At 64.1% G+C, this 9559-nt stretch carries 7 protein-coding genes; 2 read left to right on the forward strand and 5 right to left on the reverse strand.

Annotated elements, in window-relative coordinates:
* Window positions 1-964, forward strand: a 964-nt coding sequence (locus EN879_RS12850) for a CaiB/BaiF CoA-transferase family protein (RefSeq protein ID WP_164774393.1), incomplete at its 5' end; no start/stop codon positions are given.
* Between the two features lie 163 nt (window positions 965-1127).
* On the opposite strand, the gene EN879_RS12855 is transcribed toward EN879_RS12850, so the two are convergent.
* Window positions 1128-1766 (reverse strand): class II aldolase/adducin family protein, encoded by a 639-nt coding sequence (locus EN879_RS12855; RefSeq protein ID WP_063170446.1) that lies wholly within the window; start codon window positions 1764-1766, stop codon window positions 1128-1130.
* Window positions 1766-3118, reverse strand: coding sequence for a 3-oxo-tetronate kinase (gene otnK / locus EN879_RS12860; RefSeq protein WP_063169871.1), 1353 nt, complete (start codon window positions 3116-3118; stop codon window positions 1766-1768). Before otnK ends, EN879_RS12855 begins: the two co-directional genes overlap by 1 nt.
* Before the next feature lie 131 nt (window positions 3119-3249).
* On the opposite strand from otnK, the gene EN879_RS12865 reads away from it, so the two are divergent.
* Complete coding sequence (locus EN879_RS12865; protein WP_013528131.1) at window positions 3250-3987, forward strand: GntR family transcriptional regulator; 738 nt, start codon at window positions 3250-3252, stop codon at window positions 3985-3987.
* A gap of 33 nt (window positions 3988-4020) precedes the next feature.
* Here the strand turns inward: EN879_RS12865 and EN879_RS12870 are convergent, their stop codons facing one another.
* From EN879_RS12870 to EN879_RS12880, 3 genes are all read right to left on the reverse strand, one after another.
* Window positions 4021-5250, reverse strand: a complete 1230-nt coding sequence (locus EN879_RS12870; RefSeq protein WP_082826632.1) for an aminotransferase class III-fold pyridoxal phosphate-dependent enzyme — start codon at window positions 5248-5250, stop codon at window positions 4021-4023.
* A gap of 119 nt (window positions 5251-5369) precedes the next feature.
* Complete coding sequence (locus EN879_RS12875; protein ID WP_164747171.1) at window positions 5370-6932, reverse strand: ABC transporter substrate-binding protein; 1563 nt, start codon at window positions 6930-6932, stop codon at window positions 5370-5372.
* A gap of 88 nt (window positions 6933-7020) precedes the next feature.
* Window positions 7021-9195: an alpha-ketoacid dehydrogenase subunit alpha/beta gene (locus EN879_RS12880; protein ID WP_063169872.1), complete on the reverse strand. Its 2175-nt coding sequence runs from the start codon at window positions 9193-9195 to the stop codon at window positions 7021-7023.
* Between the last annotated feature and the right edge of the window lie 364 nt (window positions 9196-9559).

Consider the following 9559-nt stretch of genomic DNA (forward strand, 5'->3'; position numbering starts at 1 on the left):
GGCCGACAGCGTCGTAGAAAATTTCCGCTCAGTTACCGCCGATAGGCTCGGCGTCGGTTTCAAGGAGCTCAGCGCGTCAAATCCGCGGCTGATCTACTGTTCGATCTCCGGCTACGGCCAGACCGGGCCCGATGCCGGACGGCCCGGCTATGATTTCGTCATGCAGGCCGAAAGCGGCCTCATGGCCATCACCGGCGAGAGCAATGGCGAACCGATGCGTGTCGGCGTCGCCATCACCGATATCGTCTGCGGCATGGTCGCCACGCAGTCGATCCTGGCGGCGCTTTACGAGCGCGCGACGACCGGCAAGGGCCAGTTCCTCGACCTGTCGCTGATCGACTGCGCGCTCAGCCTGCTGATCAATGTCGGCAGCGGTTACCTTAACACCGGCCAAGAGGTCGCCCGCTACGGCAATGCCCATCCGACGGTCGTTCCCTATCAGATATTCGAAGCCTCCGATGGCAGCTTTGCGCTGGCGGTCGGCAATGACCGCCAGTTCGCGGCGCTGTGCGAGAAGGTCGTTGATCTGCCACATCTGGCTGGGGATTCGCGCTTCATCAAAGCAGGGGCGCGCGCCACCAACCGTGAGGCGCTGATCCCGCAACTAGCCGCCGTCTTCAAGACCAAGCCACGTGACCACTGGATGGCCACCTGTGCCGCCGCCAGCGTGCCGGCCGGCACGGTAAAATCGATACCGGAAGTCTTCGACAGTCCCAATGTGCGCGAGCGTGGCCTCGTCCAGACCTTGCCGCATCCGCATCTCGGCTCCGTCGCCATGGTGCGCCCGGCGCAGGGACTTGCCGCGCAGCTGACCGCGGACTTCACCGCGCCGCCGATGCTGGGCCAGGACACAGCTGCCGTGCTGGCCGACGTGCTCGGCTATAGCGCCGAGATCATCGACCAGCTGATCGGCACCGGCGCCATCGGCGTCTATACGCCGGCCGCCGAACCGATCCCCGCCTGATCTTCATGGAGCTTGACGGGCCTTCGTCTCGCATTTGCAGGTCGACTGAATGGTTCTTCAACAGGGCGAAGAGCCGTTCCTTGTTTTGGGGCAATCCCCTGGGGAAAGCGCTATGCGCTTTTCCCGGGAAACCGCTTCACCTTTTCTGGAATTGCTCGGCCGGCTACTTCTGCTGGCCGTAATTCTTGTAGCGCCCGCGAATGGCGGGGATCTCGCTGCCCTCGATGAGCACCGGCGTGCCGGCGCTGCGCGCCAAAAGGTACTGCCGCGCCAGGGTTTCCAGCTTGATGGTGCGGATGAGCGCCGTGTCGAGATCGCCGCCGAAGGCGATCATGCCATGATTGGCGAGCAGGCAAGCCGTGCGGTCCTTGAGCGCGACGACGGCAACCTTGGCCAGTTCGCTTGACGCGAAAAGCGCATAGTCCGAGCAGCGCACATCATCGCCGCCGAAGCCCGCCACCATGTAGTGGAACAGTGGCAGCGGTTCACGCAGGCACGACAGCGCCACGCAATGGTCGGGATGGGCATGCACGACGGCGCCGGCCTCGGGAAACGCCTTGTAGATTTCGGCGTGCATCTCCCATTCGCTCGACGGCCGGAACGCAGCGTCCCAGGATCCATCGAGCTGCATCGCCACCATTTGCTCCGGCCGCAAGGCGCTTGTGGCTATTCCCGTCGGCGTGATCAGCATGCCGCCTGTCGTGCGCACGCTGATGTTTCCGGTGGTGCCGACATTCATCCCGCTGGCGTCCAGCGTCTGCGTCGTGGTGATCAGGCTCGTGCGTTCGATTTCGAGTTCCATCACGATGCTCTCCTTGCCGGTGGCCATGTGTCGATCGCCGGCGCAATAGTGCTCGGCCGTGTCATGTCTTGCAGAACGTCGGTGAAGATATCGGGGCCGCCGAGCTTTCCCGATTTCAGCATCAGCGCCAGCGGATCGGAGGGCCGGCCGGGGAGGTGAGCGATGGCGCGCGACAGTCCGGGGCCCTCATAGGCGCCCATGGCGATCCGGTCGATGCCGAGCGCCTTCACCACCGAACCGGCGGTCTCGCCGCCGGCGACGACGAGCCGGCGGACGCCGAGTTCGCGCACCAGAATCTGGGCAATCCCGGCCAGGATCTCTTCCGCCCTTGCCGCCACCATATCGCGGCCATGCGCCTGCTGCAGCGCTTCGACGGTCGCTTGCGGCGCTGTCGTAGCAATGGCGATCATCGCGCCGGGCAAATGCCGTTGGGCGAAGGTACGCGCTTCGGCCATGACATCGGCGCCGGCAAAGGCGCTGGCAAGGTCAATCGTCAGCAGTGGATTGTTTTGCGCAAAACGCTCGAGCTGTTCGATGGTGCGGTCGGCGACGCTGCCGGCCAGCACCGCTGCCGGCCCTTCGACGGCCGGCAGGCTGGCGGCAACGAGATCGCCTGAATCCAGCAGCCCATGCGTGAGCCAGGCCGGTGGCAGATGCGCGGCGACTGAGGAATTGCCGGTCATCAGCGGCAGGTCGAAGGTGGCTTCCGCGATCGCCGCCAGATCGCGCTCGCGGATGGTGTCGGTGACCAGCAGCGTCTCGCCGCGCCTGCTTTGCTCTCCTATAGCGCTCCGGATGGCTCCAGCGCCGGCGTCGACGACGAGATAGGGCACCAGCCCGACCTTGCCCCTGCTCTGCGCCTGCAGCACGCGAACCAGATTGGAATCGGTCATCGGCGTCAGCGGATCGAAGCGCTTGGGCGACTCAGCAAGCAGCTGGGGACCGCCGAACATATGCCCCTGATAGACGGTGCGCCCAGTCTCACACAGCGCGGGGGCGAACAGTGTGACGCCGCCGCCAAGGCGCTCGAGCAGCGCTTCGGCGCAAGGACCGATATTGCCCGCGGGCGTCGAATCGAAGGTGGCGCAATATTTGAAGAAGATCTGCCGCGCGCCAGCTTCGACCAGCCGGTCCGCGGCCTCCAGCACCTGGCGCACCGCATCGCTGGCTGCGATGACGCGGGTCTTCAGCAGGATCACATGGGCAAGATTGCCTGATGGGATCGGCGCGTCCAGCCCGACCGTGCATCCCGTCGGAATGCCGCGCGCGACCAGCATCGACGCCAGCTCGGTGCCGCCGGTCAGATCGTCGGCAATGGCGCCGAACAGCAAGGAAGGCATCGACGCGGTCATGCGGCCCGTCTCATGTCTGCCGGTTTCGGGGCGGCTTGTCTCATGTCGGTGGTCAGGCCATTCGTGGTATCATATACACAAGCCACGCGACGCAGGCGACGCCTGCGCTGTTGCAAGAACGGAGAGCGGATGTGACTGCTTCTATCGCGCCGATCGCGCGCGACAATCTGACGACGCGTGTCTATGAGGAGCTTCGCCGTGCCATGATGGAAGGCCGTTTCTGGCCGGGCCATCGCTTCAAGATCCGCGACCTTGCCGCCAGCCTTCAGGTGTCTGAGACGCCGGTGCGCGAGGCGCTGATGCAGTTGGTGCGCGAAAAAGGCCTGGAGATGGAGGCCGGCCGTTCGATCACCGTCGCCCAGCTGTCGCTGGCTCAGTATCTGGAACTGCGCAGCATCAGGCTGCATCTCGAAGGCATGGCGGGTGCCGCGGCAACGACGCGCATCGAGCCGCGCGAGATCGACCGTCTGGCGGCGGTGCATGAGAAACTCATTGCGAACGAGGACAATGGCCGCTGGTTCGAAGCCGTCCGCGACAATTGGGAATTCCATCACTCCATCTACCAGGCGGCGCAAATGCCGGAGCTGCTGGCCATCATTGAGGGAATCTGGCTGCGCAACGGACCGCTGGTGAACTACCAGTACCCTCACGCCCGGCCGACCTATGACGGCCGCCACCGGCATCTCGACATTCTTGAAGCGCTGCGGGCGCGCGACGAGAACGGTGTGCGCAAGGGCATTCAGCAGGACATGATCGAAGGCGGCCGCCTGCTGGTCAAGGTTCTCGAACGGCTGAACGACGGCGCGGTCACGCCGGAGGAACTGCGCCGCGCTGCGCAGAACGGCCGACTGGTGTCGGCCACCGGCTGAACAGTTTGTTCCTTTCCACCGCATTGGCGCCGGTCACGCCACCTGCGCCGCGGCGGCCATGCCCGCATCGGCAGCCTGCAGGGCGAGATCTATATCTTTTGCGGTGTGCGCAGCACTCAGGAACATGTTGTGCCGGGGATGGAAATAAGCGCCTTCGCGCAAGGCGGCCGAGCAGAATGCGTTGGCTAGCTTGAATTCGGCATCGCCGTCGAACAGCACCATCGGCATCGACACCGGACCTGTCTGTCGCAGCGAAAGACCATGCTTCTTCGCTGCAGCATCGAGGCCTGAGCGCAGCCTGTCGCCGGCCTGTGTCATGTGGGTGACGGCGTCGGTATCGCGCAGCGTGCTGATGGTAGCGATCGCCGCGGCCATTGCGACGGCGCCGTACCAGAAAGAACCCGTCACATAGACCTTGGTCGCGGCTTCGCGAAACCGGTCGGTGCCTGCGATGGCGGCCAGCGGATAGCCATTGGCGATCGCCTTCGAGAAGGCGGACAGGTCCGGCCGTACGCCGAGCGGCTCCCAGCTGCCGGCGAGGTCGATGCGGAAGCCGGCGCGCACATCGTCGACGATCAATGCCGCATCGGCAGCGGTGGTGAGTTCGCGCGCCCGTTTGGCGAAGGCGGCGGTCGGCAGTTCCTGGTCGCGGGCGATGTCGTGCCGGAAGGCAGTGACGACGACAGCAGCGAGATCGTTGCCGGCCTGCTCGACGGCCACTTCGAGGCTGGCGACGTCATTGTAGTCGAAATGGATCAGATGGGCGCGGTCCTCGGCGGTGACGCCGGCCAGCGATGGCGTGCACCACGGCACGGCACCGTGGTAGGAGCCGCGCGCGACCAGCACCTTGCGTCGGCCGGTGCCGGCGCGCGCGATCGTCACGCAGGCCGTGGTGGCGTCGGTGCCGTTCTTCTGCAGCATTGCCCAGTCGGCATGCGCGACCGTCTTGACCAGCAGCTCCGCCAGTTCGACCAATACCTCGCCGGGGCCGTTCATCGCATCGCCGAGGCGACGCTGCCGGGCGGCAGCCTCTTCGACTGCTTGATGATGGTGGCCGAGAATGTTGGGCCCCCAACTGCACATCAGGTCGATGTATTCGTGCCCGTCGACGTCCCAGACCCGGCAGCCGTCGGCGCGTTCGAAGAATTGTGGATAGGCGGAGCCGAGATAGCGCGTCGCCATGTGTCCCCACATGCCGCCCGGAATGACCGAGGCCGCACGCTCGCGCAGCAACTGGTCCTTGGAGTTGATCAGGGAAGGCATGACGAGGTCTCCGCTCATTGATATATCATATATTGAATTTGATGTTGGAAGAACAGGATTTGCTGGCCTTCCGGGATGGAGAACAGGGAGGCGACTGTCGCCTCCCCGTATTGTTTTGCTCAGTGGCTGAGTTCTGCCAGCGGCAGGTTGCAGCAGGCGCTGTAGCGCACGCCCTTGACGTCCGACTTGTAGGCCAGGATCAGGTTCGGGCTGATCAGCGGCAGGATGATCCTGTCCTTGATCATCTCCTCGCCGGCCTGGTGCCACAGCTTGGCGGCCTCGTCGCCGCTTGCCGCAAGGGCTGCCTTGTAGATATCCGCTTCCTTCGGGTTGAGCACCGACGGGTCGCGCTCCGCGCCGGCACGGCGCGACCAAGGGCTGCCCTTCGTCATTGCGAAATAGTCGATGTATTGCGAGGTGCCGTAATAGTCCGGCGCGTAGAACACCGCCGTCATCGGGATGCCGTCGCCATTGACGCGCTCGCGCCAATTGGCGAAGGGGATCGGCTGCAGGTCGAGCTTGATGTTGATCTTGGCCAGATCCTGCTGGACCTTCTGCATCAAGAGCGAGAGATCGACGCCGTAGACGTTCATGCCGGGGAACGCTGCCTCCATCTCGAAGCCGTCGGCGTGTCCGGCCTTGGCCAGAAGTTCCTTTGCCTTGGCAACGTCATAGGGCTGCGCCTCGAAGCCCGAACCGCCGGGGAAGCCGAGCGGGATCGGCGCGCTGATCAGCTGACCCTCGGAGCCGATGGTGAAGTCGAGGATAGCAGGACGGTCGAGACCGAGCGAAATGGCCTCGCGCACTTCGGGCGTCAGCGGCACCTTGTTGGCCTTGGCGCCGGGCGACAGCGCCACATAGATGAAGTTGTAGGACGGCACGGTCTCGATCTTGACGTCGCTGCCGGTCATCGTCTTGGCCGTGTCCGGGTCGATCTGCATGGCGATATCGGCGGTGCCGCTCTGCAGCATCTGCGCCTGCGCCACCGCATCCTTGGTCTGGCGTATGACGACTTCGCTCAGCGCCGGCGCCGTGCGCCAGTACTTGTCGTTGCGCGCCAGCCGCAGTTCCGAATTGGGCTCATAGGATTTCAGCACGAACGGCGCGCTGCCGGCCGAATGGGCCAGGAACCAGGCCTCGGCATTGTCTGTCGTCGAGGCGTCCGCATCGGCCTTGGCGCCGGCTTCGGAAGCAACCTTGCTGTTGACGACCGCTGCGTAGGGCGCCGCCGCGATGTTGAGGAATTCGGAGCTCGGCGCGACCATCTTGACGACGACCGTATGCGCGTCCGGAGTCTCGATCGAGGCGACATTGTCCATCAGGAACGAGGCGCTGCCCTTGAGGTTCTTCAGCCGCTCCCAGGACCATTTGACGTCCTTGGCTTCGACAGGCGAACCGTCCGAGAATTTGGCGGCCGGGTCGAGCGTGAAGGTGAAGCTGCTCTGGTCGGCATTGCCTTCCCACTTCGAGGCGAGCAGCGGGATCAGCTTGTTGTCCTTGTCCAGCGTCAGCAGCGATTCGTAGACGCTGGAATTGTAGATCTGGCAGGTGTCGCAGAAGGCGCGGTGCGGATCGAGCGAATTGAGGTCGATGTTACGCGCAATGACCAGCGGCTTGCTGTCCTGCGCGAAGGTGGCAGGCGCCCAGAAGGCGCTGGTGGCCAGCAGCACGGCCGCCAGCATCGTCGCCCTGGTCTTGGCTCTTGGTAGGATCGTCATGTCCATTTCATTCTCCCATTTTCTTGTCAGATCTTTGTGGCAATGCGTTGCTCTATCCACCCACGGCAATGAGGGATTGAAGCGCGGCCTTGAGCTTATCAGCGCCGCCCAGTGCGGCGCGGTTGAGCGGGGCCGATACGACGGGAGCCGAGAGGCTTCCCGTCACATGCAGGATCTCGTGATCGAGATAGTCGAACACGCGATCCTGAATCTCTTGTGTCAGCCGTCCGCCAAGCGACAGTCCACGCTGCACCTGCTCGACGACGGCCACCCGGTTGGTCTTGCGGATCGAGGCCTCCACCAGCGGCCAGTCGAGCCCGGTCGGGTCGAGGCTGCGCAGATCGATGATCTCGGCATCGACGCCGGTCTCCTCGACCACCTGCTTGGCGACGGCGACCATGCTGGCACTGGTGAGCAAGGTGCAGGCACTGCCCGGCCTGACGGTTTTCGCCTTGCCGAGTCGCACGCAATAATCGCGGTCATCCGCAGGCACAGGCCCTTCGCTCGGGAACAGTTCGACATGCTCGATGACGACGACCGGATCGTCGCATTTCAGCGCCGAATTCATCAGGCCGATATAGTCGAAGGGCGTCGTCGGGGCGACGATGCGCCAGCCGGGAAACAGCGCGAACAGGCCAGACGGATCGCCCGAATGCTGCGAGCCGTAGCCGGTGTGCGGCGAGACGCGCACCCGGATCACGATCGGCACCGGGAAGCCGCCGCCGAACATGTGGCGCACCTTGCTGACCGCATTGAACAGCTGGTCGGCGGCAACCAGGCAGAAATCGCCGAACATGATCTCGACGATAGGCCGCAGCCCGCAAAGCGCTGCACCCAGCGCCACGCCGACAAAACCGTTCTCGGCGATGGGCATTGCCAGTACACGCTCCGGCCAGCGTTCCAGCGCACCCTTTGTGGCGCCCGAAACGCCGCCGCGCAGCCGGTGCACATCCTCGCCCATGATAATGATGCGCGAATCCTTTTCCATGGCGCGCGCAATCACCTCGGACGCGGCAACCATGAACTTGACCGGCCTGGTGTCGGCTGGCGGCATATCCTCGATCTCGAGGAAACGCTCGCCCTTCAGTTCGGAAAGATCACCGCGTATCTGGTTGTCGACGCCGCCTGGGTCTGGCCACAGATGGTCGGGAATGCCCAGCGCGTTGCCACTCATTTCGGTGAGCGAATCGGCAGCGGTGTTGACCACCTCCATGACGCGCTGGTCGAGTGTGCCGAGGTCGGAAGCGTTCAAAATGCCCATCGTCTTCAGGCGAGCCGCCATCGTGACCAGCGGATCGCGCGCTTTCCAGGCGTCTTCCTCGGCCCGCGTGCGGTAGCCGAATTCGCTACCCGGGCGCGCGCCGCTCTGATGCAGGAAGCGGTAGCAAAGCGCCTCGACCAGCACCGGGCCACCGTCTTCCTCGATCGCCCGGCGCGCCTCGCGCATGGCATGGTGGACCGCCACCACATCCATGCCGTCGCATTCGATGCCGCGAAAGCCGAGCATAGGTCCGCGCGAGGCCAGCCGCGTCTCGCGCGTCTGCTCGTTGATGTGCGTCGAGACGGCATAGAGATTGTTTTCGGCGAAAAAGATCACCGGCAGCCGGTAGAGCGCGGCGATGTTCATCGCCTCATAGGCCGGCCCCGCCATCATCGTGCCGTCGCCGAAAAAGGCGACCGAGATGTTGCCGGTACCGAGCAGCTTGTCGGCCAGCGCATAGCCGGCCGCATGCGGCAGGTTGCCGCCAATGATCGCGCTGGTGCCAGGGATGCCGGAGGCATCGTCGCGCATATGCATCGAGCCGCCACGGCCGCCGCAATAGCCTGACTTGAGGCCCATGATCTCGGCCATCAAGCCGCGCACCGAGCCCTGCATGTCCGGGTTGAAAGCGTCATGCAACGGGTCGAATCCGCCGGGCGTCTGCGCGTTGACAAGCTTGGCCAAGACCTGGTGATGGGCGCGGTGGGTGCCGTTGATGCGGTCGCCCGTACCGAGCACGGACATGGCGCCGACCGCCGTCGCCTCTTGTCCGATGCTGGCATGCGCCGGACCATGCACCAGCCCGGCATTGGCGAGATCGAGCACTTTTTCCTCGAAACGGCGGATGAGCAGCATCTGCTGATACCAGCGCACCAGGCTCGAAACCTCGGCGTCGTTCCAGTCCGAATCGTCGACGTCGAGCCGCAACCAGGGCGCCGATGGCTGGATCGATGTCTGCTGGACCATGTCAGCTATTTCCGTTCTGGTAGATGATATATCAAATATTTTCTCAGTCGATTGCGTCCGGGCACTTTTCCTGGGCACTGCACTGGCTTGCGGGCACCGCACAAATGGAATTAAATTTCATTTTCTGTGCGAAGCCGAGACTAAGCCGGGACGGCGGCGTTCCGCAAGAGGAATTTTGAAGCCAGTTTTCGAGCCATTCCGGCGACAAGCCCCCTGCACCAATTCACGGAGGGAGCGGCTCTGCAAATCAGGCATTCGGCTGGCGGATCGGCTGGGTAAGCGAGCGGCTAGCGATCGGCCTGATGCTGGAAGAACTGCAAAAACAATTCCCGCTCGGTGGTGATGTCGAGCTTCTCGTAGATGC

Source organism: Mesorhizobium sp. M7A.F.Ca.AU.002.02.1.1 (assembly GCF_003998535.1).
Classification (GTDB): domain Bacteria; phylum Pseudomonadota; class Alphaproteobacteria; order Rhizobiales; family Rhizobiaceae; genus Mesorhizobium; species Mesorhizobium ciceri.